We start from the raw sequence: 1,516 nt of genomic DNA on the forward strand, positions 1-1,516 counted from the left end.
GCCGACGACCAGGACCACGGCACCGCCGCCGGCGGCGGTGCCGTGGTCCTGGTCGTCGGCGCGGTCCTGGTCTCGATGCTCCTCGCGGTCGCCGTCACCGGCGTCTCCGTCGCCGTGGTCGCGATCGTGCTCCGCCTCCTCGTCAAGGACCTCCAGAAGGAGCGGTGACCCACATGGACACGCACGTGATCGCCGCCGGATTACCGGCCCTGGGCTGGGCCCTGCACAGCGGCCTGCTGGTGCGCCGCATCTCGACCGCCCGCCGCGACCCCCTGACCGGCCTGCACACCCGCGCCGGATGGACCGCCCGCGCCGAACACCTGCTGGCCAGGCACCCCAACGCCCTCGTGGTCCTGGTCGACCTCGACGACTTCAAGGCCATCAACGACACCCACGGTCACGCCTCCGGAGACGCCGTCCTCACCGCGACGGCCGGCCGCCTCGCCGCCTGGTGCGGACGCCACGGACTCGCCGCCCGCCTCGGCGGAGACGAATTCGCGGCCGTCGTCACCGACCCAGCCCGCACCCCCGGCCTGGACGCCCTCCAGGCCGCCCTGGACCAGCCCGTCGAGCACAACGGCCGTGTCCTGCCGGTCTCGGCCTCGGTCGGCCCCTGCCACCGGAGCCACCTGCCAGTCCCGGCCCTGACCGACGCCCTGTCCGCCGCCGATGCCGCGATGTACGCGGCCAAGGGCCACGGCAGGCGCAACACACGCTAAGCGGCCCCCGGAGCGGCCTCGGTCGCCAAACTTCGTCCGCTCCGGGCGCCTGACCCCTTCCACATCCAACGGACCCGAAAGGGAGCCCCATCATGCCCCAGCACACTCCGACCCGGCGGATCTGCCGCGACTGCGACGGCTTCGCCACCGCCGCCATCACCACCGGCACCCGCCACCCGGACGGCACCCGAGCCACCCTCCGCGTCACCTGCTCCAGCTGCAAGGGCACCGGCACCACCCGCCGCGTGCGGGCCCAGGAGGTGACCGTCTGATGCCCCTCAACTGGAGCCGCGGAGTCGACCGCATCCACTACGACGGGATCGACGGCGATTACGACCGCGCGAAGAAGACCGCCAAGGCACACGAACTCCACGACGGCCAGCGGAACACGAAGCCGTCCCGTCCCGGCCGCACGGAACTTTCCGGGCCGACCAACAACGACGTCAACACGCCCAAGAAGCGACGCTGGGGCCGGTGATCAAGTGACCGACACCGCCACCATGGCGGGCCTGGACCCGGCCACCCTCGCCGACGTGCTGAGGCTGGCCGGGTCCACCGGCTTCGACCGCATCCAAGACCAGATCCGCCGCACCGGCGGCTGCTCCGACCCGATCCACCTGCAAGGCTCCGTCGTCGTCCGCGACAAGGAGACCCGGCACGTCCTGCACCGCTACTCCACCGACACCGAGCCCGGCGGACGGCTCCGTATCGCCTGCGGCAACCGCCGCGCCTCCCGCTGCCCGGCCTGCGCCTGGACCTACGCGGGCGACACCTACCACCTCATCCGCGCCGGCCTC

The 1,516-nt window shown here is 72.8% G+C and carries 4 protein-coding genes; all 4 read left to right on the plus strand.

Going from position 1 to position 1,516, the window contains the following annotated elements:
* Positions 1–173 precede the first annotated feature (173 nt).
* On the plus strand, positions 174–719 hold the full coding sequence (locus CCN42_RS36890; protein ID WP_086741671.1) for a GGDEF domain-containing protein: 546 nt from the start codon (positions 174–176) through the stop codon (positions 717–719).
* 92 nt (positions 720–811) lie between these two features.
* Positions 812–991 carry a hypothetical protein gene (locus CCN42_RS36895; protein WP_086741672.1) on the plus strand — a complete coding sequence of 60 codons (180 nt, stop codon included), beginning with the start codon at positions 812–814 and terminating at the stop codon, positions 989–991.
* Complete coding sequence (locus CCN42_RS36900; protein WP_086741673.1) at positions 991–1,197, plus strand: hypothetical protein; 207 nt, start codon at positions 991–993, stop codon at positions 1,195–1,197. The genes CCN42_RS36895 and CCN42_RS36900 overlap by 1 nt, the downstream gene beginning before the upstream one ends.
* A gap of 4 nt (positions 1,198–1,201) precedes the next feature.
* On the plus strand, positions 1,202–1,516 hold a 315-nt coding region (locus CCN42_RS36905; RefSeq protein WP_339384482.1), incomplete at its 3' end, for a replication initiator.

This window comes from Streptomyces glaucescens, assembly GCF_002154375.1.
Lineage (GTDB): Bacteria > Actinomycetota > Actinomycetes > Streptomycetales > Streptomycetaceae > Streptomyces > Streptomyces glaucescens.

Coding starts and splice junctions, on each gene's coding strand:
- CCN42_RS36890 (WP_086741671.1), top strand. CDS start 174: ATGGACACGCACGTGATCGCCGCCGGATTACCGGCCCTGGGCTGGGCC.
- CCN42_RS36895 (WP_086741672.1), top strand. CDS start 812: ATGCCCCAGCACACTCCGACCCGGCGGATCTGCCGCGACTGCGACGGC.
- CCN42_RS36900 (WP_086741673.1), top strand. CDS start 991: ATGCCCCTCAACTGGAGCCGCGGAGTCGACCGCATCCACTACGACGGG.